The organism is Streptomyces hamibioticus, assembly GCF_047946815.1.
In the GTDB taxonomy this organism is placed as follows: Bacteria; Actinomycetota; Actinomycetes; order Streptomycetales; family Streptomycetaceae; genus Streptomyces.
On the sequence record NZ_JBKKQY010000001.1, the window covers coordinates 970,191 to 993,211 of the forward strand.

The window sequence follows — 23,021 nt, forward strand, 5'->3', positions numbered from 1 at the left end:
GCGCCTCCCGGTCCGGACGATCACTGCGCGTCAGCCTGCCCCCGGTGCGCACGCCCCGTCAAGCGGTGCTGACCGATGGTCATGAGCCACTGGTTGCGAGGGAGTTGGCCAGAGATCGTCATAACCCGACAGGGGCGGAAGGTCCGCCTCTATAGTGACCGCCGACCACCACACTGCTGTACCACCGCCCCTGGGGAGGGCTGTTGTTACTCCATCCTGCCGTCGTGCCCGTGCCGCTCCCGGGAGCGGGCGGGTGATGGCCAGAGACGGAGCACGCCCCGCCTACGACCCCGCCGGCCACGACACCGCGCTGCGCGCGGCCCTCCAAGAGGTGCGCACCGGCCGCTGGATGTCGATGCGCACCCTGCTGGAGCAGACCACGTCCTGGTGGCAGTGGACGCAGCGCACCCAGGTGCTGGCGACCGCGGCGGCCGGCACGGACGTGGTGCGGGCCTGGCTCGGGGAGGAGCCGCACAGCGTGCCGGCCGCGGTGATGCACGCACGCGTGGCCGTCGAGCGGGCGCTGCGGGCGCACCGCGAGGAGCACCGCCGTACGCACGAACTGTGGCTGGAGGCCTGGCACGCGTGCGACGCGGCGACGCGCGTCGCACCGTACGACCCGGTGCCGTGGGTGTGTCTGCTGGCCCTGGCCCGGCTGGACGGGGAGCAGCGCTGGGCGGAGCACCGGGTGCCGCCGCCGGAGCCGATGCTTCCGCCGGGCCCGTGGGGGCTGCTCGGCCAGGCCGACAAGCGGGACCCGTTCAACCGCGAGGCCCACCACCGGATGCTGCAGTTCCTCTACCCGCGGGCCGGTTCCGGACGGATGGCCGAGGCGGCGGGGTTCGCCCACTGGGCGGCCGGTGCGGCCCCGCCCGGGTCCGCGCTGCATGTGCTGCCGCTGTACGTGCGGGTCGAGCGCTACCGGCGCTCGGACGGGCGGGCGGCCGCACTCGACCTGCACTGGGTGGCGGAGGACGCCGCCCGTGAGGCGCGGCAGGCGTTCCACTCCTGGTTCCGGCTCACCGCTCCCGCCGAGCGCTCGGTGCTGGACCTCAACCATCTGGCACACGCCCTGTGGGGCGCCCTGAGCTTCCCGGAGGCGGCGGAGGTGTTCGACGCGCTGGGCCCCTACTGCACCCCGCTGCCCTGGGCCCTGCGCGCCACCGACCCGGGCGATCCGGGCCGGGCCGTGGAGGTCTTCGTCCAGGCCCGGGCGCGCAGCCGGTCGGCCGCGGGCCGGTCCCCCCGCTGAGCCGCGCCACGCCCCGCCCCCGCCACCCACCCTCTCGACCCGACGGAGGTTTCCGCATGCCACGCACCCCCGCTTCCCCGCCGCGCGACGAGGAGCAGCGCCTGCGCGAACTCGGCTACCGGCCGGTGCTGGCCCGCCGCATGGGCGGGTTCGGCAATTTCGCGATCAGCTTCTCGGTGATCTCGATCCTGTCCGGCTGCATGACCCTGTACGGCTTCGGCCTGGGCACCGGCGGCCCGGCCGTGATGCTGTGGGGCTGGGTGGGCGTCGGCCTGTTCGTGCTGTGCGTCGGAATGGCGCTCGCCGAGGTCACCAGCGCCTACCCCACCTCCGGCGCGCTGTACTACATGGCCGACCGGCTCGGCGGCCGGCGCTGGGGGTGGTACACGGGCTGGCTGAACCTGCTGGGGCTGCTGGGCGCGATCGCCGGCATCGACTACGGGGCGGCGCTGTTCACCGGCGCCTTCCTGAACCTCCAGTGGGGCTTCCAGCCGACGCCGGAGAAGACGATGCTGATCTTCGTCGTGATCCTGCTGCTGCACGCCACCCTGAACCTCTTCGGGGTCCGGCTGGTCAGCGTGCTCAACTCGGTCAGCGTGTGGTGGCACCTGGCCGGCGTGGCGCTGATCGTCGGCGCGCTGGTGATCGTCCCCGACCACCACCAGTCGCCGTCCTTCGTGTTCACCGAGTTCGTCAACGACACCGGCTGGGACAACCCGCTGTACGTGGCCGCGATCGGCCTGCTGCTCGCGCAGTACACCTTCTCCGGCTACGACGCCTCGGCCCATCTGTCCGAGGAGACCGCCAACGCCTCGGTGTCGGCGGCGCGCGGCATCGTCCGGGCGATCTGGGCCTCGTGGATCGCGGGTTTCGTGCTGCTGGCGGGCCTGACCTTCGCCATCCAGGACTACGAGGCCACGCAGAACACCGCGACCGGGGTGCCGCCCGCCCAGATCCTGCTGGACGCCCTGGGCACCGACGGGGCGAGCGCGCTGCTGCTGGTGGTGATCGTCGCCCAGTTGTTCTGCGGCAACGCCGAGGTCGCCGCCGCCAGCCGGATGGTGTTCGCGTTCAGCCGGGACGGGGCGCTGCCCGGCTCGGCCCTGTGGCGCAGGGTTTCGGCCCGCACCCAGACGCCGGTCGCCGCCGTGTGGCTGTCGGTGGCGGTCGCCTGCGCGCTGGCGCTGCCCTCCCTGTACTCGGCGACCGCGTACGGTGCGGTGACCGCGATCAACGTCATCGGGATCACACCGGCGTACGCGATCCCGGTCCTGCTGCGGCTGCGGGCGGGCTCCCGGTTCACGCCGGGGCCGTGGCACCTGGGCCGGTGGAGCAGGCCGATCGGCTGGATCGCGGTGGTGTGGGTGGCGTTCGTCACGGTGCTGTTCTGCCTGCCGCAGTCGTCGCCGGTGACGGTGGGCACGATGAACTACGCCGCGGTCGCCCTCGTGACGGTGCTGGTCCTGGCCACGGTGTGGTGGTTCGTCGCCCGTCGCCGGTACGCGACCCCGACCACGGCGGCGTACGGCGACGACCGCGAGCAGGCGGAACTGGCCGAGGGCATCGTCTGAGCGATGCGCCGGTACGAACGGCCCCTGCGGATGGGGCAGGATGAGCGAGCGCGCCGGTCGAACTCCCTTGCGGAGACGGCGCGCTCGCATCCCGGAATCCGAGCAGGTGACGACGTGTCGACATTTCACATACCGCCCAGTCCCCTCCTGGCGAGCGCACACCACGGAGGTGTCCGGTGACGCACGACCTCACCGTGGACTACCTGGTCCCCGCCGGCATCGCGCTGGCCGCGGGCCTGCTGGGCGCGTTCCTGCTGCGCATGCTGCTGCGCTGGCTGGCGGGCCACGCCGGCCGCACCCGCTGGAGCGGTGACGACGTCATCGTGGACGCGCTGCGCACGGTGCTGCCCTGGGCGGCGGTCTCGGGCGGTGTGGCGGGCGCCGCGGCGGCGCTGCCGCTGACCCGGACCGTGCAGCACAACGTCAACCAGGTGCTGACGGTGCTGCTGATCTTCGTCGTGACGGTGTCGGCCGCCCGGGTGGTCGCCGGCCTGGTGCGGACGGTGACGACGTCCCGGTCCGGGGTGGCCGGATCGGCCACGATCTTCGTCAACATCACCCGGATCCTGGTCCTGGCGATCGGCTTCCTGGTGGTGCTGCAGACGCTGGGCATCTCCATAGCGCCGCTGCTCACCGCGCTCGGTGTCGGCGGTCTGGCGGTCGCCCTGGCCCTGCAGGACACGCTCGCCAACCTCTTCGCGGGCATTCACATCCTGGCCTCCAAGACCGTGCAGCCCGGTGACTACATCCAGCTCAGCAGCGGCGAGGAAGGGTACGTCGAGGACATCAACTGGCGGCAGACCACCGTCCGTGAGCTGTCCAACAACCTCGTCGTGATCCCGAACGGCCAGCTCGCCAAGTCGAACATGACCAACTTCATGCGGCCCGAGCAGCAGCTCACCATCCTGGTGCAGGCCGGCGTCGCCTACGACAGCGACCTGGACCACGTGGAGCGGGTGACGACCGAGGTGGTCGCCGAGGTCATGACGGAGATCACCGGCGCCGTGCCGGATCACGAGCCGGCGGTGCGCTTCCACACCTTCGGCGACTCGCGGATCGGCTTCACCGTGATCCTGGGCGTCGGCGAGTTCAGCGACCAGTACCGGATCAAGCACGAGTTCATCAAGCGACTGCACCGGCGTTACCGCGCGGAGGGCATCCGGATCCCGGCGCCCGTCCGGACCGTCGCGCTCCAGCAGGGGGCGGTGGTGTTCCCGCAGCAGCGGGCCGGCGACGCCGACGACGCCCCGCACGCCGGATTCGCCCCGGAATCTCCGGGCGGACCCCAGTCGAGGACGGATCGATCAGGAGATATCTTGATGTCGAGCAATGTTGCAGACGTGGAGCGGAGCACCCGGTGACTGACTCGACCATCATCTATACGCACACTGACGAGGCCCCCGCCCTGGCGACGTATTCCTTCCTGCCGGTGGTCCGGGCGTACGCCTCGCAGGCCGGTGTCGGGGTGGAGACCCGCGACATCTCGCTGGCCGGACGCATCATCGCCGTGTTCCCGGAGTACCTCACCGAGGACCAGCGCATCCCCGACGCCCTCGCGGAGCTCGGCGAACTGGCCAAGACGCCGGCCGCGAACATCATCAAGCTGCCGAACATCTCGGCGTCCATCCCGCAGCTCAAGGCCGCCATCGCCGAGCTGCAGGGCCAGGGCTACGCGCTGCCGGACTACCCGGACGACCCGAAGACCGACGAGGAGCGCGAGATCCGCGCCCGCTACGACAAGGTCAAGGGCTCCGCGGTCAACCCGGTCCTGCGCGAGGGCAACTCCGACCGCCGCGCCCCGGCCTCGGTGAAGAACTACGCCAAGGCCCACCCGCACCGCATGGGTGCCTGGACCGGCGAGTCCAAGACGAACGTGGCCACCATGGGCGTGGACGACTTCCGCTCCACCGAGAAGTCCGTGGTGATCGCCGAGGACGGCGCGCTGCGCATCGAGCTCAAGGGCGACGACGGCTCCACCACCGTGCTGCGCGAGTCGGTACCCGTGCGGCAGGGCGAGGTCGTCGACGCCTCCGTGATGCGGGTCGCGGCGCTGCGCGAGTTCCTGACCGCGCAGGTCGCCCGCGCCAAGCAGGAGGGCGTGCTGTTCTCCGTGCACCTGAAGGCCACGATGATGAAGGTCTCCGACCCGATCATCTTCGGTCATGTGGTGCGCGCCTTCTTCCCGAAGACCTTCGCGAAGTACGGCGACAAGCTCGCCGCGGCCGGCCTCACCCCGAACGACGGCCTCGGCGGCATCTACAAGGGCCTGGAGTCCCTGCCGGAGGGCGCCGAGATCAAGGCCTCCTTCGACGCCGAGCTGGCCGAGGGCCCGGAGCTGGCCATGGTCGACTCCGACAAGGGCATCAGCAACCTGCACGTGCCCTCCGACGTCATCATCGACGCCTCGATGCCGGCCATGATCCGCACCTCCGGTCACATGTGGGGCCCGGACGGCCAGGAGCACGACGCCCTCGCGGTCATCCCGGACTCCTCCTACGCCGGTGTGTACCAGGCCGTCATCGAGGACTGCCGCGCCAACGGCGCCTACGACCCGTCGACGATGGGCTCGGTGCCGAACGTCGGTCTGATGGCGCAGAAGGCCGAGGAGTACGGCAGCCACGACAAGACCTTCGAGATCCCGGTCACCGGCACCGTCCGCCTGGTCGACCAGGCCGGCAACGCCCTCATCGAGCAGGCCGTGTCCGCCGGTGACATCTTCCGCGCCTGCCAGACCAAGGACGCGCCGATCAGGGACTGGGTGAAGCTGGCGGTCACCCGCGCCCGCGCCACCGGCGACCCGGCCGTCTTCTGGCTGGACGAGACCCGTGCGCACGACGCGAACCTGATCGCCAAGGTCGAGCAGTACCTGCCGGAGCACGACACCGAGGGCCTGGACATCCGGATCCTGAACCCGGTGGAGGCGACGAAGCTGTCGGTGGAGCGCATCCGCCGCGGCGAGAACACCATCTCCGTCACCGGCAACGTGCTGCGCGACTACCTGACCGACCTGTTCCCGATCCTGGAGCTGGGCACCAGCGCCAAGATGCTGTCGGTCGTCCCGCTGATGGCGGGCGGCGGCCTGTTCGAGACCGGCGCCGGCGGCTCCGCGCCCAAGCACGTGCAGCAGCTGGTCAAGGAGAACTACCTGCGCTGGGACTCCCTGGGCGAGTTCTTCGCCCTGGTGCCGTCCCTGGAGCAGTACGCCGAGGTCACCGGCAACGCCCGGGCCAAGGTCCTGGCCGACGCCCTCGACCGCGCCACGGCGACCTTCCTCAACGAGGACAAGTCCCCGACCCGGCGCATCGGCGGCATCGACAACCGCGGCAGCCACTTCTACCTGTCCCTGTACTGGGCGCAGGAGCTGGCCAGGCAGACCGACGACGCGGAGCTGGCCAAGGCCTTCGCCCCGCTCGCCGAGACGCTCGCCGCCAACGAGCAGAAGATCGTCGACGAGCTGAACGCCGTCCAGGGCAAGCCGGCCGAGATCGGCGGCTACTACCAGCCCGACCCGGCCAAGGCCGCCGAGGTCATGCGCCCCTCGGCCACCTGGAACGAGGCCCTGGCCTCGCTGGGCTGACCCGCGCGCATCCCCCGGGCACCCCGTCTCCGTCCCACGGAGGCGGGGTGCCCGGCTGTCCGTTGCCGTCCACGTCCCTGGAGCAGTCCATGACCGACGCCCCGCCGGCCTTCGAGCTGTTGCCCGGCTCCGACGCCTCCCCCGTGATCCTCCACGTGCCGCACTCCGCCCGGGCGATACCGCCGGACGTCCGCTCCGGCATCGTGCTGGACGACGCGGCGCTGGAGCGGGAACTGGACCACATCGTCGACGCGCACACCGCCGAGATCGCCGAGGCGGCGGCCCGGTCGGCCGAGGTGACGCCGTGGCGGTTCGTCAACCGGTTGTCGCGCCTGGTGGTCGACCCGGAGCGGTTTCCGGACGAGCGGGAGGAGATGACGGCCGTCGGCATGGGCGCGGTGTACACGCGGACCACCCACCGGGACGTCCTGCGGCCCGCCGACGTCGATCCCGAGCCGCTGATCGAGCGGTACTTCCGCCCCTACGCGGCGGCGATGACCCGGGCCGTGGCGGACCGGCTCGCCGCCACCGGGCGGGCGGTGATCATCGACGTGCACTCCTACCCCACCGAGCGGCTGCCCTACGAGCTGCACGGCACAGGCCCGCGCCCGCCCGTCTGCCTGGGCACGGACGCGTTCCACACGCCGCCCGCGCTGCTCGCCGCCGCCCGGGAGGCGTTCGCGCCCTGTGGGGAGACCGGGCTGGACAGCCCGTTCGCCGGCACCTACGTACCGCTGGACTTCTACCGGAAGCGGGCCGAGGTGAGCGCGCTGATGGTGGAGATCCGCCGGGACACCTACATGAGCGAGCCGGGCGGTCCGGCCGGGCCGGGGCTGTCCCGCCTCGCCGGGTCGCTGGCGGCGCTGGTCGACGCCGCCGGCGGCTGACCGCCGGCGGACCACCGCCTGGAGCACTCCGGCGCGACAGGGGGCCGGGGCGGCGGCGAGGGTGGGGGCATGACTCAGGAGACCACCACGCTCACCGGACAGCCCCCTCCCCCGGTGCGGGACTGGCCCGCCGTCGACCTGGCCGGGACGATGTTCGACCCGCACCTCGCCGAGCTGATGCGCGAGGGGCCGCTGACCCGCATCCGGCTGCCGCACGGCGAGGGGTGGGCGTGGCTGGCCACCCGGTACGAGGACGTGAAGCTGATCACCAACGATCCGCGGTTCGGGCGGGCGGAGGTGACGAGGCGTCAGGTGACCCGGATGGCACCGCACTTCAAGCCGCGGCCCGGCTCGCTCGCCTTCGCCGACCAGCCCGACCACAACCGGCTGCGCCGGGCGGTCGCCGGGGCGTTCACCGTGAGCGCGATGAAGCGGCTGCGGCCCCGGGCGCAGGAGATCCTCGACGGCCTGGTGGACGGCGTCGTCCGGGACGGGCCGCCGGCCGACCTCGTCGAGCGGGTACTGGAGCCGTTCCCGATCACCGTCGTCAGCGAGGTCATGGGCGTGCCGGCCGCCGACCGGGAGCGGGTGCACGCATGGACGCGGGAGATCATCTCCACCACCGGGGTGGAGGCCGCCGAGCGGGCAAAGAACGGCCTGTACGGCTGGATCACGGACACCGTCCGGGCCCGCGCCGACAGCCCCGGCAACGACGTGTACTCCCTGCTCGGCGCCGCCGTGGCCCGGGGGGAGGTCGCGGAGGAGGAGGCGGTCGGGCTCGCCGGGCCGCTGCAGATCGGCGGCGAGGCCGTCACCCACAACTGCGGGCAGATGCTGTACCTGCTGCTCACCCGGCCCGAGCTGATGCGGCGGATGCGCGAGCGGCCCGAGGAGCGGGGCGCCGCCCTGGACGAACTGCTGCGCTGGATCCCGCACCGCTCCTCCGTGGGCCTGGCCCGCATCGCCCTGGAGGACGTCGACCTGCACGGCCACCACATCGTCGCCGGCGACCCCGTGTACGTCTCCTACCTGGCCGCCAACCGTGACCCGGACGTCTTCCCCGACCCGGACCGCATCGACCTCGACCGGGACGCCGGCCCGCACCTGGCCTTCGGCAACGGGCCGCACTACTGCACCGGCGCCGTGCTCGCCCGGATGCAGACCGAACTCCTCGTCGACACGCTGCTGGGCTGGCTGCCGAAACTGCGGCTGGCGGTCCCGCCCGACCAGGTGGAGTGGCGCCGCAAGACCATGATCCGCGGACCGCGGACCCTGCCCTGCGCCTGGTAGGCCGGGCAGGCCGACGCGCGGTCAGGCGCGCAGCCACTCGGTGACGAGCACCTCGCCGCCGGCCGCCAGCCGTAGCGCGAACGGGCCGGCCGGCGGCGCCTCGCCGGTGAACCGGCCCAGGTCGTCGGCCGTCAGCGTCCGGGCGGCCTGCGGTCCGCTCAGCACCTCGATCCGGGCCGGGCCCGGCGGCAGCAGCTGCCCGATCAGGCCCTCGGCGGTCACCTCGACGTCGATCGTCACCTCGCCCGCGCTGAACGTCAGCATCCGCGGCGGGTCCTCCTCGCCCCGCACCGGGATGCCGTCCACCAGCGAGTCGAACGTCAGCTCGGCGAGCCGGGCGTCCAGGTCGTGCAGGGCGTAGGCGTCGACGGCGATCCGGCTCAGCTCGGCCGGCACCGGGTCGAGGACGGCGGCGGCCTGCCGCAACTGCTCCTCCAGCATCCCGTCGCCGAACTCCCCGTCGGAGAACTCCCTGTCGGGGAACCCGTCGTCGAACACGCCGTCGCCGAACACGCCGTCGCCGTCGTCGCCGTGCGCATCGCTCAGGTCACTCATCTCTTCCCCCGTGCTTCCAGCCGGTCGCGCAGGCGGCGCAGACAGCGCTGGCGCGTCGGCCCGATGCTGCCCACGGCGATGCCCAGCGCCGCCGACACCTCCTGATAGCTGGGCGGCGGCGAGGCCATCAGCACGCGCAGCAACTGCCTGCACCGCTCGCCCAGTTCCTCGAACTCCTGCCACAGCCGCCGGATCCGCTCGCTCTCGGCGGCGGCCTCCTCGGAATCGAGCACCGACTCCTCGGGCGTACGGTCCTCGCTGACCCGGTCCAGCAGTTGCGGGTCGTCCGTCGGCGTCCAGCGCCGCGCCGCCCGGAGCACCTTCAGCGACTCGTGCCGCGCGGTGCTGGCCAGCCAGGACCCGGCCTTGTCCGGTTCGCGGAGCCGCCCCAGGTGCTGGGCGAACCGGAACCAGGCGGTCTGGTACACCTCGTGCGCGTCGGCGTCCGACAGCCTGTGCGCGCGCACCACGGACCAGACCAGCGGGCCGAGCCCCTCCACCAGTGCCTTCCACGCCGCCGCGTCACCGTCGGCGGCGGACTGGACGAGCGCCCCGACAGCGTCACGTTCCACGGTCCCACCCCTCGTGTACGACACGTCATCGTACGCCGTGGAGGGGGCCGTTCCGCCCTGCGTGCCGCGGCTCATGTCCCGGCGGCCGGCGGGTCGGCCGGGCCCGGGCGCCAGGTGGGCGGCAGCAGCGCCGGCACGTGCGCGCCGCGCACTTCCGCGTACTCCGTGCCGGCCGCGAGGAGCTGTGTGCGGGCGGTGCGCGGGTCGGTCTCCTTGTGCGCCGTCATATGGGCGGCGATCATGCCCGCGACCACGGGCGTGGCGAACGAGGTGCCGCTCCACCGGGCGTTCCCCTCGAACATCACCTGGTCCGGCTTGGCGGGCGGCTCGCCCGGGTCGCTGAGGAGGCCCGTGTGGCGGGGGTACTGGCAGGTGCAGGAGTAGCCGAAGCCGTACCGGCAGGCGTCGTAGGTGGAGTGCTGGTAGACGTACGGGACGGGGGTGCCGAAGCCGGTGAGGGCGCTGGTGAGCCGCTCGCCGGGGGCGTAGACCTTGACCCAGCCGCCGTGGTTGGTGAAGCAGGCGCCGAACTCGCCGTCGGTGCGCAGCGCGCCGACCGACAGCACGGCGTTCCGCCAGCCGGGCAGGTCGGCGTAGGCGGCGGGCCAGAAGGGGGTGGCGCTGGCGTTGTTCCCGGCGGCGGCGACGAGCAGGGTGCCCTGCTCGCGCAGTTCCTCCATGAAGGCGTGCACGCCGAGCAGGCCGTCGGTACGGCCGTTGGAGGTGCCGGCGGAGAGGCTGATGACGTCCGGCCAGCCGTCGCGGTCGACGGCCTCGAAGAGTTTCTCGCCGAACTCGTCCTCCAGGATCGCCCCGGCATCGTTGAGGGTGTTGCGCACGGTGATGTCGGTGTTGGGCGCGACGGCCGCCAGGAGCCCGGCGATGAAGGTACCGTGACCGACGTACTGCTGGAGTGTCCCGTCGTCGTCGCATTCCTGGATCTGGGCGTCGCCGTCGGTGTGGGCCAGCAGCGGACAGGACCGGTAGTCGTGCATGAGGCCGGTGTCGATGACGAGGACGCCGACGGCGGTGTCGGCCGTGTACGGCGTGGTGTCGGGCGCCGGGTTGGGCGGCTCGGTGCGCGGGACGGGCACCGGTTCGTCGCCGGGGCAGGCGTTGACGGCGATGGACACCACGTGGTTGCGGCTGATCAGCCGGCGGCCCGCCCGGCCCTCGGGGGCCCGCAGCGAGCGCAGGGCGACGGCGACGGCCGGGTCGCCGCTGCCGTCGCCCTCGCCGGGGTCGGCGACCCGGATGCGGGTGATGCCGGTGCGGTTGGTCTCGGGGCTCGCCCGGCGCACCTGGTCCCCGCTCAGTCCGGCGAACGTCGTGAAGTGCTCGCGCACGGTGTCCTCGACGATGCGCGCCTCCTCGCCGTCGCGGGCGAGGACGACGCCCTTCTCGTAGAGGAACTCGGCGGAGTCGTCCGGGCCCATCGCCAGGGGGACGCCCGGCATCGAGCGCTGGATCTGGTCGAACTGCTCGCGGAAGCGGTGTGGTGCCATGGACGTGTCCTCCCACTGAGGCGACGGCGGTCGCGGCGGCGGTCGTCAATCAGAGCCCGGGGATGGCTGATTGATACAGACACCAACCTGTGGGACACGGTTCCGGAGCACTACCATCCGTGGGGTGACCGCGGGAAGCGACTCGGTGCTCGACCTGCTGCCGATGGTGTTCGCCGCGCCCAACGAGGCCCTGGCGCGGGCGGAGGAGGTGCTCGCCGCCGCTCCCGGGCCGCTGGACGCCTCCGTGGCCCATCAGGTGATCGGCATCTGGCAGCGGGACTTCGGCGACACCCGGCTGGCGCTGTCCCATCTGCGCCGGGCCCGCGGCCTGGCGGCCCGCGCGGACTCGGCCGAACGCGAGGCCGACGTGCTGGCCACGCTCGGGGTGGCGCTGGTGCACACCGGCCGCACCCGGCAGGGGCTGGCCGCGTTCGAACGGGGCGTGGCCCGGGGCACGGGGCACACCCGGGCGCGGGTGCTCTACCGGCGGGCCTACGTGTGGTGGGTGCTGGGGCGGCACGCCGAGGCGCTGGAGGACGTACGGCGGGCCATCGCGGTACTGCGCCAGGTGGACGACGTGATCTGGACGGCGCGGGCGCTGACGCTGCGGGCGACGGTGCATCTGGCGCTGGGCGCGGTGGACCGGGCGGACGCCGACTTCACGGCGGCGGAGGCGCTGTGGGACACCACGGGCCAGGAGCACGACAAGGCGGACGCGGTGGAGAGCCGGGGCTGGCCGCGTTCCGCTCGGGCGACGTGCCGGTGGCGCTGCGGCTGCTCGACGAGGCCGAGGAACGCTACGCGAAGCTGGGCACACCGACGTTCGTGCTGAACATCCGGCGCTGCGAGGTGCTGATGGCGGCGGGGCTCGCCCCGGAGGCGCTGGCCGAGGCGGACGCGGCGCTCGCCGCGCTGGACGGCATCGGCGGGCAGTCCACGCGCCGCGCCGAACTGCTGCTGGTGGCCGCGCGGGCGGCCCGGCTGGCCGGGGACGCGCAGACCGCCGTCGCCCGCGCGGCGGTGGCCGTGCGGCTGTTCGCGGGGCAGCGGCGCACCTGGTACGAGACGCACGCCCGGCTGGTGCTGATCGAGGCGCGGGTGGCGGCCGGGCGGGGCTCGGGGCGGCTGGTCGCGGACGCCGCGGCGGTGGCCGAGCGGCTGGCGTCGTTCGGTGCGCCGGCCGCGCCGGAGGCGTCGCTGCTCGCGGGCCGGATCGCGCTGGACCTGGGCTGGACGGCGGACGCCGAGCGGCATCTGGCCCGGGCCGCGCGCAGCCGGCACAGCGGGCCGCCGCTGGCCCGGGTGACGGGCTGGGCGGCGCAGGCGCTGCGGGCGCGGGCGGCCGGGTCGACGCGCGGGGTGCTGGAGGCGTGCCGGCGCGGTCTGGACGTGCTGGACGACCACCGGATGACGCTGGGCGCCTCGGAGCTGCGGGCCCGGGCCACGGAACAGGGCGCGGAGCTGGCGGCCATGGCGCAGCGGGCGAGCCTCGCCTCGGGCGGGCCCCGGCGGCTGCTGGTGTGGAGCGAGCGGTGGCGGGCGACGGTGCTGTCCGCGCCGCCGACCCGGCCGCCGGCCGACCCGGCGCTGTTCAGCGGCATGACGGCGTTCCGGGAGATCGCCGCCCGCGCGGAACAGGCGCGCAGGGACGGCCGTCCGGTCGCGGCGCTGGAGCGCGAGCAGCGGCGCCTGGAGCGGGAGATCCGCTCCAGGACCCTGCACATACGGGGCGAGGCACCGGGCGAGGGGGACCGGTTCGACGTCGGCCGGCTGCTGGCGGCCCTCGGGGACGAGGTGCGGCTGGTGGAGCTGGTCGTGCTGGACGGACGCGTGCATGTGCTGCTGTGCGGGCAGGGGCGGGTGCGCCGGTTCGAGGCGGGGCGGCTGGCGGAGGCGGAGCGGGAGGCCGAGCATGTGCAGGCCGGGCTGCGGCGGCTGGCCCATCCGGGGGCGGAGGCCCGGTTGCCGCTGGTGGAGGCCGCGGGTCGCCGCCTCCAGGAGTTGCTGCTCGGCCCGGCGGCGGCGCATCTCGGCTCGGGCGCGGTCGTCGTCGTACCGCCGGGGCGGCTGCACCGCGTGCCGTGGGCGCTGCTGCCGGCGCTGCGGGAACGGGTGCTGAGCGTGTCGCCGTCGGCGAGCAGCTGGCTGCGCGCACGCGAGACCGAGCCGCCGCCCGGCGGCCGGCACGTGCTGGTGCGCGGCCCGGGGCTGGCCAGCGGTGGGGCGGAGGTGCCGGAACTCGCCCTCCGGTACGGGGGCCGGGCGGCGTCGCCGGGTGCGCGGCCGCGGGACACGGCGGGCGCCGCCGGCTACGCGTGCCGGACGGGACCGAGGGCCGCGGTGGCGCGGCCCCCGTCCACCGCGAACGGCCGCCGGGGCCCGACCGAACCCGAATCCGATCCCGAACACACCGAACCGGGACACACCGAATCGGGACACACCGAATCGGGACACACCGCACCGCGGCCACCATCGGCGGCCGCCCGGCGCGGGACGCCGACCGGAGCGGAGCGCACCGGAGCCGACCCGTCGCCGGCGGCCGGGCGGGCCCCGGAGCCGGCCGGAGTGGAAGGCGCCGGGGTACGGCGGCCGCCGCCCGGCCTCCGGGACGCCCACCCGACCGGGCGGCCGGACGGCGGGAGCGGGAGCGCGGCCGTGCCGGTCGCCGGGGCGCCGGTCGTCCTGGAGGACGACCGGGCACGGGTGCCGCGGGTGCTGCGGGAGCTGGACGGGGCCGCGTTGGCGCACATCGCCGCGCACGGCACCTTCCGGGCGGACAGTCCGCTGTTCTCGGCGCTGCGGATGGGTGACGGGCCGCTCATCGTGCACGACTTCGAACGGCTGGACCGCAGTCCGTACCGCATCATCCTGTCCTGCTGCGACACCGCCCGGTTCGCGACGGTGGGCGCGGACGAGCTGCTCGGTCTGGTGACCGCGCTGCTGCCGCTGGGCACGGCCGGCGTGGTGGCGTGCAGCGCGCCGGTCAACGACGCCGCGGTGGTGCCGCTGATGCTCGCGCTGCACAAGGGGCTGGAGGCGGGGCTGTCGCTGGCGGAGGCACTGCGCGACGCGCGGGCCGCGTTGCCGGACGACGCGGTGCACCAGGCCACCGGGTGGGCGTTCACCGCGTTCGGGGCGGCCTGACCCTGATCGTGGGCCGCGTCAGGCGGGCCGCGCCGAAGCTGGCTCCACCAGCCAGGACAGGGCGGCGCGGTCGCCGGCGCCGAGACGGGCGTAGGCGCCGTACAGGTGGTTGCCGACGGTGCGGACGGACAGGGTGAGCCGCTCCGCGATCTGCCGGTTGCTCAGGCCGCCGGCGGCGAGTGTGACGATCTGCCGCTGACGAGCGGTGAGTTCGCCGAGCGCCAGGCCGGACAGCGCCGGGGTCCGGGCGCCCTGGCAGCGCCGGGCCAGGGCCACGGCACGGGTGCGGGAGGTGCGGGCGGCGCGCGGGTCGCGGTGGACGTGGACGGCCTGGGCGTGGGCCTCGGCCGCGAACAGCAGGAGGCCGCGCCGCCGCAGCTCCTCGGCCGCCCGGTCGAGGCCCGGCCCGTCACCGTGGGCGAGCGCCTCGGCGTGCGCGGCGAAGACGCCGGTCAGCCGCCCGGCGGCCCGGCCCGGGGCGCCCAGCCGCACGGTGTCGTAGGCGTCGTCGTCGGTGACGGCGGCCAGGGCCCCGTCGAGGTCACCGCGTGCGGCGGCGGCCCAGGCCACGGCCGCGCCCTCGACGTCCTCCCCGGCGGCCGGCGGTTCGCCCGACTGGGCCGCGGCGAGGGCGAGTTCGGTCCGGCAGGCGCGGTCACCGGGGGCGGCGCGCAGGCCCTCCCGGGCCCAGGCCGCGGCCAGGCGCAGCTCGCCCCGCAGGCGGGCGCAACGGGCGCGTACGGCCGCGTACCCGGCCGGTACGGATGCTCCCTCGCCCACCAGCCACTCCCCCACCGGCCCCCTGATCCGGCGTACGTCGGCCCGCTCGACGCACCGGAGCAGGGCGGCCCGCTCCGCGGTCAGCGCGGGACCGCACCGACCGGAAACGGCCCGGGACAGGCGCCGGGCGCGCAGCCGGCCGGCCAGGGACCGCAGGACGGGGCCGTACAGGGGGTGGGCGAGGCGGGCGGCGCCGTCGTCGTCGACGTGGACCAGGCCCTCGGCCTCCAGCGCCTCCAGTTCCTTCAGGGTGCGTGCGTCGGCGTCCTCCGGGTGCAGCGCGAGGGGCTCGGTGAAGGCGAGGAGCTCCAGCGTCTCGCGCTCCTCGGGGCGGGCGCGGTCCAGGAGGTGAGCGGTGCGTTCCCGTACGGCCGCGGTCACGGGCACCGGTCCCCGCCACGCCCACGGGGAGACACCCGGAACCGGGTCGGCCGCCTCCACCAGGTCGCGCAGCAGCCGCAGGTCACCCTGGCACAGGCGGTGCAGCCGGTCGGCGGTGAGCGGGTCCGGGCGGCCGCCGGCCCGCGCGGTGAGCAGCTCCGCTGTCTCGTCGCGGGACAGCGGCTCCAGGGCGAGGCGCGGCAGCAGTTCGCCGGCCCACAGGCGGGAGACCGCGCGGGGCGCGGGTTCGCCGTCGGTCGCGACGACCAGCAGCCGGGCGCGTCCGTGCGCCGCGAGCTGGTGGACCAGCGCGGCGGAGGCGTCGTCGAGCAGATGCGCGTCGTCGACCAGCAGCAGCCGCAGCCCGGACAGCAGCCGGACCGCGCGGTGCAGGGTGACCGACTCGGGCAGCAGGTGGGCGAAGGCGGCGAAGGGCATGTCCCCGGTGCCGGGCGTTCCGGTGACCAGGGCGCAGTCGGTGCCGCGGACGGCCTCGGTGACGAGCCGGGTCTTGCCGCGGCCCGCCGGCCCGGTGACCGCGAGGCCGGGCCGCCCGGCGGCCACGGACCGGCGCACCAGCTCCAGTTCCTCCTCACGTCCCGTGAACGGCCAGGGCGGCCGCGGCGTGGTCGCGTCCCGGTCGGATTCCCGCACGTCGAAAGTGGTCACACCAACAAGAGCCCGCCTACTCACCTTTGATACAGGGCGACTTGAGCAGCCCTCGACTCACGCTTCCGCGGCCGGGCGGGCGGCAGTCTGGGCCCCATGACCGCCCGCTACTGCTCGCTCGCGCCGCAGGCGGCCCCCGCGTTCGCGCCGGGACTGGCCGCCGAGCGGCTCGCCGCGCTCACCGGCGGACGGCGGATGTGGGTCAACGGCACCGTGCTGCACTACGCGTTCTACGACGACGACGGCGCCGGTGACGCCTCGGTCATCACCGTGCCCGGGACCGGCCGGACCCGCCGGGTTCCGTGGGCCGGGCCGGCGGAGCAGCGGGACGTGGTGCGCGCGTGCTTCCACCAGTGGCAGGACCTCGGCCTCGGGCTCACCTTCAGTGAGGTCGGCGACCGTGCGGAGGCCGAGCTGCGCATCGGGTTCCAGCAGGGCGACGGCTCCTGGTCGGCCGTGGGCCGGGACGCGCTCCGGGTCGGCCTGCACGAACGCACCATGAACTTCGGCTGGGACCTCACCGCGCCCGGCGAGCGCGGCACGGCGCTGCACCAGATCGGCCACGCGCTCGGGATGGTCCACGAGCACCAGAGCCCGTTCGCCGGGCTCCACTGGGACGAGGAGGCCGTCTACGCCGAGCTGGCGGGGCCGCCGAACCACTGGAGCCGGGAGCGGACGTACCACAACATCCTGCGCAGGCTCGATGTCCACGAGGTCAACGGTGATCTCTGGGACCCGCAGTCGGTCATGACGTTCGCCGTGCCGCCGGGGCTGGTCCTGGAACCGGAGCAGTACCGCGCGGGCCTGCACCCGCCCGGCACGCTGTCCGCATCCGACAAGGAGTTCGCGCTGCGCTGGTACCCGCCGGCCGGCCCTCCTCCGGTCCCGGACCGGCTCGGCCGGGGAGACCTCGGCCGGCCGCCCGCGCTGGTGCCGTTCCGTTCGGTGCCGCTCGGTCTCGGGCCGGGCGAGCAGGCCGACCTCTCGATCGAACCGCCGCAGACCCGCGCGTACACCGTGGGAACCTTCGGCGACAGCGACGCCGTCGTGGTGGTCTTCGAGGAGCGCGACGGCCTGCCGCGCTACCTCGCCGGGCAGGACGACGGCGGTACGCCCGGGAACGCGAGGATCACGGCCCGCCTCGTCAAGGGCCGCCGCTACGTCGTCCGGGTGCGTCTGTACTCCGCGTGGGGTGCGGGCGAGACCGCGGTCATGTGCTGGTGACGGCACGGCCGCGGCGCACCGGGACGTGACAGGCCGCAGTCCGGCGCCGGGGGAAAGGGCCGGGAGCGCCGCCTTCGGGGGAGGGCGACGCTCCCGGCGCCACCGGCGTCCGCCGCACGGGGGTCGGCGGACGCCGGGTCCGGCCGCTCGGCCAGCGCCGTCCGGCGCGGGACCTGCGAGGGTGAACGGCGGTGCCGACTGAGCCCGAGAGGCCGTACCGGATGTTCCGCTACGGCCTCTGACCCGCGCTCCACGAGTCGGGACGACAGGATTTGAACCTGCGACCCCTTGACCCCCAGTCAAGTGCGCTACCAAGCTGCGCCACGTCCCGCTGCGCCTCCAGGACATCCCGGTGAACGCGCCGGTCAACCCTACCAGCCACGGAGCGACGCGGCGTGGGGCGGTGGCGTGCACAGCCCGGGGTGGCTGCGGGGCCATGCGGCACATCAATGCTGTTCACCCTGCCCCTGCCCCTGCCCCTGCCCCTGCCCCTGCCCTTGCCCCTGCCCCTGCGTCCCGGCGCGCGCGACGAAGTGTCCGCGTCCCGCCCCCGAAACGGCACAACCTGTCGCCCGTCCCGGCGGGTCCGCGCTGGCTAGGGTCGCCGCATGGACCACAGCTTCGTTCTTCACATCCCCGACGTCGAGCTCGAACCCGAGCCCCTCGACCCGGAGCAGATCGTCTCCGGTACGCCGGAGGTGACCGGCAAGGTGGTCTGGGAGTCGCCGGACGGCCGTCAGCTGCGCGGCGTCTGGCAGATCACCCCCGGCGTCGTCACCGACACCGAGGCGGACGAGCTGTTCGTGGTGATCAGCGGGTCGGCCACCATCGAGGTGGCGGGCGGGCCGACGCTGACGGTCGGGCCGGGTGACCTGGCCGTGCTGCGCGAGGGCGACCGCACGACGTGGACCGTGCACGAGACGCTGCGGAAGGCCTACGCCATCAGTCTTTAGCGGCCTGTGCCGTCAGTCCTCGAAGGAGGGCGGGGCCGTGGTGCCCCGGATCTCCAGTGCGGGCGGCGCCAGATGGACGCCGCCCTCTCCCCCGGGCCGCTCGAGGCGGTCCAGCAGGCAGCGGGCGGCGCGGCGGCCGACCTCGTGCCCGCCGGTGTCGACGGTGGTGAGCCACAGGTGACGCAGCCGGGAGATGCCGGTGTTGTCGTAGCCGGCCACGGACAGGTCCCGCGGCACCCGCAGGCCCAGCTGCCCGGCCGCCGACAGGGCGCCGACGCCGGCGATGTCGTTGACGGCGAAGACGGCGGTGGGCCGCTCGGGGCGGCTGAGCAGCCGGACGGCGGCGCGGTAGCCGCCCTCCTCGGTCATGTCGGTGGGCTCCACGACCGCCCGGTCGGCGAGGCCGTGGGCGCGCATGGCCGCCTCGAAGCTGCGGCGGCGCAGTTCGCCGACCGCCCCGTACCCGGCGAGGTGCGCGACACGGCGGTGGCCGAGCCCGATGAGGTGCTCGGTGACCAGCCGCGCTCCCCGTTCGTCGTCACCGGCGACCACGTCCACCCCGGGCGGCACCGGCTCGCGCGCGCCCGCGACGACGACCGGCATCCGGGCGGCGACCGCCCCGAGGGCGACCGGGTCGGGCAGGGTGCCGACCACCACCAGACCGTCGACGCCGAGGTCGCCGAGCGGACCGGCGGGGTCCTGGCCGGTGCGGTGGTGGAGGCGGGCGTCGGCCAGCAGCATGGAGAGGCCGGCCGCGTGCAGCAGGGAGTTCAGGTTGTCGAGCAGGTCGACGAACCACGGGTTGCGCAGGTCGTTCAGCAGCACGCCGACCACGGGGGTTCCCCCGCCCGGGCGGAGCCGGGAGTGGGGGAGGGTGCGTCGCTCGCCGAGGCTGCGGGCCGCCGCGTTCGGCCGGTAGCCGAGTTCCCGCGCGGCACGCAGCACGGCCTCCCGCTTCTCGGGGCGCACCTGTGCGGAACCGCGCAGCACCAGTGACACGAGGGACTTGGAGACTCCGGCGCGCTCGGCCACGTCGCGGATGGTCGGCTGCTTCATGCTTTGGACCGTTCCATGAAGACCGCTCCCCTGTCAAAGGCTTGACACCCTTGGTGGCGCGCACAGAAGGTGGGCTGGACAGTGGCAGTGCCTGGACCGGTCCAAAGGGGCTCTCATGGTGGATGTGCTCGGTGTCGCCGTCGTCGGGTTCGGCTGGATGGGCCGGGTGCACACCCAGGCGTACGCCCGGGTCCGGCACCACTATCCGCTGCTGCCGCTGCGCCCGGAGCTGGTGACGGTCGCCGAGGAGGTGCCGGGCCGGGCCGAGGAGGCCGCCGCGCAGTTCGGGTTCGCCTCGACCACCCGCGACTGGCGCGAGGTGGCCGCCGACCCACGGGTCCGGGCGGTCAGCATCACCGCCCCGAACTTCCTGCACCGCGAGATCGGCGTCGCCATGGCCGAGGCCGGCAAGCACCTGTGGATCGAGAAGCCGGTGGGCCTGACCGCCGAGGACGCCCGTGCGGTGGCCGACGCGGTCGCCCGGGCGGGCGTCCAGGGCACGGTCGGCTTCAACTACCGCAACGCGCCCGCCGTGGAGGCGGCCCGCGACCTGATCGCCACCGGCGACATCGGCACGGTCACACACGTCCGCATCCGCCTGTTCAGCGACTACGCGGCGCACCCGGAGTCGGCCCTGACCTGGCGGTACGAGCGGGAGCGCGGCGGCAGCGGGGTCCTCGGCGACCTGGCGTCCCACGGCACGGACCTGGCCCGGTTCCTGCTGGGCGACATCGCCTCGCTGACCGCGGACACCGCGATCTTCCTGCCGCGGCGGGCCCGGCCGGCCGCGGCCACCGCCGGCCACGCCCGGGCGACCGGCGGCGAGCTGGGCCCCGTGGAGAACGAGGACTACGTCGGCTGCCTGCTCCGCTTCGCCTCCGGGGCGCGCGGCGTCCTGGAGGCCAGCCGGGTGTCGGTGGGCGAGCAGAACGCGTACGGCTTCGAGGTGCACGGCACCCGGGGCGCGGTGTTCTGGGACTTCCGGCGCATGAACGAGCTGGGCGTCAGCCGCGGTACGACGTACCAGGACCAGCCGGTGAGCACGGTGTACGTGGGCCCGGGGCACGGGGAGTTCGCCGCCTTCCAGCCAGGTGCCGCCAACGCCATGGGCTACGACGACCTGAAGGTCGTGGAGGCCTACCGCTTCCTGCGCTCCGTCGCCGAGGGCACCCCGCACGGGGCCACGCTGCGCGACGCCGTGCACACCGCGGAGGTGCTGGACGCGATGGCGCGGTCGGCACGGAGCGGTGCCTGGGTGGACGTGGACGCGGGGACGTGACGGCGACGGCCGGCATCCCCCGGCCGGCCCTCAGGCTCCCGGCGCCTGCGGCGGCATGTTGTACGGCGTGACCACCTGGATCGCGGACGGCAGCGCGGGGCCCGCGGGCGGCAGGGCGCCGTGCGCGCGCATCACGGCGTGGCAGGCCTCGCGCACGTCCCGGCGCAGATCGTGGTGGAGCACGGCGGACAGGCGGTGCTCGCGCAGCAGCCGGGTGTTGTCCTGGTCCAGGTCGTGGGCGACGAAGACGGCGCAGGTGCGGCCCAGGTCGGCGAAGGCCCGGAGGGTGGCGATGTTGCCGCCGCCGATCGAGTAGACCGCCCGGATGTCCGGGTCGCGCTCCAGGGCGGCGCGGACGAGGTCGTACTGAGTGGCGTCCAGGCCCTGGCCCCCGGCCGTCTCGACGAGCGCCCGGTGAGGGTGGCGGGCCCGCATGACACCGCGGAAGCCCATCTCGCGCTCCTCCTCGTTGCGGAAGAACCCGCTGCTCAGGCTGGTCAGCACGTTGCCTGGGCGGTCGCCGAGCCACTGGCCCGTGAGATACGCGGCCGTGGCGCCCGCCGCCCGGTTGTCGATGCCGACGTAGGCGAGGCGGGTACTGGCCGGCAGGTCGGTCACCAGCGTCACGACCGGTATGCCGGCGGCGGTCAGCCGGCCCACGGCGGCGGTCGCCTCGGGGACGTCCGGGGCCTTGAGGATCACGCCCTGGGAGCCGCGCCGGGCGATCCGGTCCAGGGTGCGCACCAGTTCCCCGACGGGGCCGGTCTGCCGGAAGTGGAAACGGGAGCGGACGACGGCCGGGTGCAGGGAGGGCAGTTCGGCCTCCAGAGCGGCTCGTACGGCGGTGGTGAACCGCTCGGGTGCCTGCATCACGATGTCCACCATGAACGTCCGGCCGACCAGCCGTACCTGGGTGCGCTGCCGGTCCAGGTCGGCGATCGCGCGGTGCACCTCCTGTGCCGTGCTCGGCCGCACCCCGCCCCGGCCGTTGAGGACCCGGTCCACGGTGGCCTCGCTCAGACCCGCCTGGCGCGCGATCTCCCGGATCGGGAACGGGTGGCCCATGGGACGGCTCCTTGAGGGGTTTTTGATGGCTCGCCGCTGATTGTTCGAGGGGTTTGTACTGACAAGAATGGCAGGACCGTGCCGTTCCGTGACCCGGTTGCTCCGACTCGCAGGGAGCGATGACGTCCTCCACCCCCGCACAGCCCGTCCGGCGTTCGAGGACGAGCCGAAGGGCGCCCGGGGCGCGGGCCGGACCCGGTGACGGACAGCGGCCGCCCCGGACAGCGACCCGGAAACACAAGGAGCAACGGAGCCCATGCGCATCGGAATTCTCGGCCTCGGCCGCATCGGCGCCTTTCACGCCGAAACCCTCTCCGGCCTCGACGCCGTCGACTCGCTCGTCGTCGCCGACCCGTTCGCGGACGCGGCCAAGGCCGCCGCCGACCGGTTCGGCGCCGAGGTCGCGGACTCGCCGGAGGCCGTGCTGTCCGCCGGTGTGGACGGGGTCGTGGTCGCCGCCGCGACCGACGCCCACCCGGCGCTGATCCGCGCCGCCGTGGACGCCGGTGTCCCCGTCTTCTGCGAGAAGCCCGTCGCCCGCACCATGGCGGAGGGCGTCGAGGTGCTCAAGGCGATCGCGGGCCGGGACGTACCGGTGCAGATCGGCTTCAACCGCCGCTTCGACGCGGGGTTCGCCGCCGCCCGGGACGCGGTCCGCCGCGGCGAGCTCGGCAAGCTGCACACCGTGCGGTCGACGACGCTGGACCCGGCGCCGCCGCCGGCCGCCTACATCGCCGCTTCCGGCGGCATCTTCCGGGACTGCGCGGTGCACGACTTCGACGTCATCCGCTGGGTGACCGGCCGCGAGGTGACCGAGGTGTACGCCGCCGGCGGCAATCGCGGCGCGGACCACATCCGGGAGGCGGGCGACGCCGACACCACCGGCGCGGTCCTGACCCTGGACGACGGCACGCTCGCCGTGGTCTCCAACAGCCGCCACAACGCACGCGGCTACGACGTCCGGATGGAGCTGCACGGCTTCGCCGACTCCATCGCCGTCGGTCTGGACGACCGGCTGCCGCTGCGGTCGGTCGAGCCCGGAGTGGGCTTCCCGGCCGGCACCCCGCACGACTTCTTCATGGACCGCTTCACCGCCGCCTACCGTGCCGAACTCGCGGCGTTCACCGAGGTCGTCGCCGGCGCGCGACCCTCGCCCTGCACGGTCGAGGACGCGCTGGAGGCGGGCTGGATCGCCGAGGCCTGCACGCTGTCGCTGCGCGAGCACCGCCCGGTGACGGTGGCGGAGGCACGGCGCGGCTGA

18 protein-coding genes and 1 tRNA gene are annotated in these 23,021 nt (G+C 74.3%); 12 read left to right on the forward strand and 7 right to left on the reverse strand.

Annotated features, from left to right (window positions below):
- Positions 1-256: 256 nt before the first annotated feature.
- The 6 genes from ACLGIH_RS04430 to ACLGIH_RS04455 all read left to right on the forward strand — a co-directional run bounded on the left by ACLGIH_RS04430 (position 257) and on the right by ACLGIH_RS04455 (position 8,577).
- On the forward strand, positions 257-1,252 hold the full coding sequence (locus ACLGIH_RS04430) for a hypothetical protein (protein ID WP_416523893.1): 996 nt from the start codon (positions 257-259) through the stop codon (positions 1,250-1,252).
- 56 nt (positions 1,253-1,308) lie between these two features.
- Positions 1,309-2,823 carry an amino acid permease gene (locus tag ACLGIH_RS04435; protein WP_416523894.1) on the forward strand — a complete coding sequence of 505 codons (1,515 nt, stop codon included), beginning with the start codon at positions 1,309-1,311 and terminating at the stop codon, positions 2,821-2,823.
- A 176-nt stretch (positions 2,824-2,999) separates the two neighbouring features.
- On the forward strand, positions 3,000-4,184 hold the full coding sequence (locus ACLGIH_RS04440; protein WP_416523895.1) for a mechanosensitive ion channel family protein: 1,185 nt from the start codon (positions 3,000-3,002) through the stop codon (positions 4,182-4,184).
- Positions 4,181-6,400 (forward strand): NADP-dependent isocitrate dehydrogenase, encoded by a 2,220-nt coding sequence (locus ACLGIH_RS04445; protein WP_416523896.1) that lies wholly within the window; start codon positions 4,181-4,183, stop codon positions 6,398-6,400. Before ACLGIH_RS04440 ends, ACLGIH_RS04445 begins: the two co-directional genes overlap by 4 nt.
- Positions 6,401-6,489: 89 nt before the next feature.
- A complete protein-coding gene (locus ACLGIH_RS04450; RefSeq protein ID WP_416523897.1) occupies positions 6,490-7,287 on the forward strand; it encodes an N-formylglutamate amidohydrolase in 798 nt (265 codons plus the stop codon).
- A gap of 69 nt (positions 7,288-7,356) precedes the next feature.
- Positions 7,357-8,577 (forward strand): cytochrome P450, encoded by a 1,221-nt coding sequence (locus tag ACLGIH_RS04455; RefSeq protein ID WP_416523898.1) that lies wholly within the window; start codon positions 7,357-7,359, stop codon positions 8,575-8,577.
- Positions 8,578-8,598: 21 nt separating this feature from the next.
- On the opposite strand, the gene ACLGIH_RS04460 is transcribed toward ACLGIH_RS04455, so the two are convergent.
- Genes ACLGIH_RS04460 through ACLGIH_RS04470 form a run of 3 tightly spaced genes read right to left on the reverse strand, consistent with a single transcriptional unit; the run spans position 8,599 to position 11,209 of the window.
- Positions 8,599-9,132 (reverse strand): hypothetical protein, encoded by a 534-nt coding sequence (locus ACLGIH_RS04460; protein WP_416523899.1) that lies wholly within the window; start codon positions 9,130-9,132, stop codon positions 8,599-8,601.
- Positions 9,129-9,779: an RNA polymerase sigma factor gene (locus ACLGIH_RS04465; RefSeq protein WP_416523900.1), complete on the reverse strand. Its 651-nt coding sequence runs from the start codon at positions 9,777-9,779 to the stop codon at positions 9,129-9,131. Before ACLGIH_RS04465 ends, ACLGIH_RS04460 begins: the two co-directional genes overlap by 4 nt.
- The gene (locus tag ACLGIH_RS04470; RefSeq protein ID WP_416523901.1) at positions 9,776-11,209 is read right to left on the reverse strand and encodes a S8/S53 family peptidase; all 1,434 of its coding nucleotides are present in this window, start codon (positions 11,207-11,209) and stop codon (positions 9,776-9,778) included. The genes ACLGIH_RS04465 and ACLGIH_RS04470 overlap by 4 nt, the downstream gene beginning before the upstream one ends.
- Positions 11,210-11,333: 124 nt before the next feature.
- Here ACLGIH_RS04470 and ACLGIH_RS04475 point away from each other — a divergent pair, with 124 nt between their 5' ends.
- Together ACLGIH_RS04475 and ACLGIH_RS04480 are read left to right on the forward strand one after the other, a co-directional pair.
- Entirely contained in the window at positions 11,334-12,041 is a 708-nt protein-coding gene (locus ACLGIH_RS04475; protein WP_416523902.1) for a tetratricopeptide repeat protein, read from the forward strand.
- A complete protein-coding gene (locus ACLGIH_RS04480; RefSeq protein ID WP_416523903.1) occupies positions 11,966-14,353 on the forward strand; it encodes a CHAT domain-containing protein in 2,388 nt (795 codons plus the stop codon). The genes ACLGIH_RS04475 and ACLGIH_RS04480 overlap by 76 nt, the downstream gene beginning before the upstream one ends.
- A gap of 18 nt (positions 14,354-14,371) precedes the next feature.
- Here the strand turns inward: ACLGIH_RS04480 and ACLGIH_RS04485 are convergent, their stop codons facing one another.
- Positions 14,372-16,183, reverse strand: a complete 1,812-nt coding sequence (locus ACLGIH_RS04485; RefSeq protein ID WP_416523904.1) for a LuxR family transcriptional regulator AbsR2 — start codon at positions 16,181-16,183, stop codon at positions 14,372-14,374.
- 96 nt (positions 16,184-16,279) lie between these two features.
- Here ACLGIH_RS04485 and absR1 point away from each other — a divergent pair, with 96 nt between their 5' ends.
- A complete protein-coding gene (gene absR1, locus ACLGIH_RS04490) occupies positions 16,280-17,407 on the forward strand; it encodes a beta-glucuronidase AbsR1 (protein WP_416523905.1) in 1,128 nt (375 codons plus the stop codon).
- A 257-nt stretch (positions 17,408-17,664) separates the two neighbouring features.
- On the opposite strand, the gene ACLGIH_RS04495 is transcribed toward absR1, so the two are convergent.
- A tRNA-Pro gene (locus ACLGIH_RS04495) sits at positions 17,665-17,738 on the reverse strand.
- Positions 17,739-18,015: 277 nt separating this feature from the next.
- On the opposite strand from ACLGIH_RS04495, the gene ACLGIH_RS04500 reads away from it, so the two are divergent.
- Positions 18,016-18,360: a cupin domain-containing protein gene (locus tag ACLGIH_RS04500; RefSeq protein ID WP_416523906.1), complete on the forward strand. Its 345-nt coding sequence runs from the start codon at positions 18,016-18,018 to the stop codon at positions 18,358-18,360.
- A gap of 12 nt (positions 18,361-18,372) precedes the next feature.
- On the opposite strand, the gene ACLGIH_RS04505 is transcribed toward ACLGIH_RS04500, so the two are convergent.
- Positions 18,373-19,416, reverse strand: coding sequence for a LacI family DNA-binding transcriptional regulator (locus tag ACLGIH_RS04505; RefSeq protein ID WP_416523907.1), 1,044 nt, complete (start codon positions 19,414-19,416; stop codon positions 18,373-18,375).
- A 115-nt stretch (positions 19,417-19,531) separates the two neighbouring features.
- Here ACLGIH_RS04505 and ACLGIH_RS04510 point away from each other — a divergent pair, with 115 nt between their 5' ends.
- Positions 19,532-20,695: a Gfo/Idh/MocA family protein gene (locus ACLGIH_RS04510; RefSeq protein WP_416523908.1), complete on the forward strand. Its 1,164-nt coding sequence runs from the start codon at positions 19,532-19,534 to the stop codon at positions 20,693-20,695.
- Positions 20,696-20,725: 30 nt separating this feature from the next.
- Here ACLGIH_RS04510 and ACLGIH_RS04515 read toward each other — a convergent pair whose 3' ends face one another.
- Positions 20,726-21,760, reverse strand: coding sequence for a LacI family DNA-binding transcriptional regulator (locus tag ACLGIH_RS04515; protein WP_416523909.1), 1,035 nt, complete (start codon positions 21,758-21,760; stop codon positions 20,726-20,728).
- A 256-nt stretch (positions 21,761-22,016) separates the two neighbouring features.
- Between ACLGIH_RS04515 and ACLGIH_RS04520 the strand changes: the two genes are divergently transcribed.
- Positions 22,017-23,021, forward strand: a complete 1,005-nt coding sequence (locus ACLGIH_RS04520) for a Gfo/Idh/MocA family protein (protein WP_416523910.1) — start codon at positions 22,017-22,019, stop codon at positions 23,019-23,021.